Genomic DNA, 240 nt, shown 5'->3' on the forward strand with positions numbered 1-240 from the left:
GTCGATGCCGATCCGGCGAGCAACGCGGCCAACTGGCAGTGGGTCGCGGGCTCCGGCGCCGATGCCTCGCCATTCTTCCGCATCTTCAATCCGGTGCTGCAGGGCGAAAAGTTCGATCCCGACGGCACTTATGTGCGCGAATTCATCCCCGAGCTCGCAAAGCTCGACACCAAATACATCCACCGCCCCTTCGATGCACCGGCTGCGGTGCTTGAGAAAGCTGGCATCATTCTTGGTGAC

1 protein-coding gene is annotated in these 240 nt (G+C 61.2%); it reads left to right on the forward strand.

Going from position 1 to position 240, the window contains the following annotated elements; genetic code table 11:
* On the forward strand, positions 1-240 hold a 240-nt coding region (locus SB772_RS45105; RefSeq protein ID WP_410839162.1), incomplete at both ends, for an FAD-binding domain-containing protein.

The organism is Paraburkholderia sp. SIMBA_030 (assembly GCF_046535245.1).
GTDB lineage: Bacteria > Pseudomonadota > Gammaproteobacteria > Burkholderiales > Burkholderiaceae > Paraburkholderia.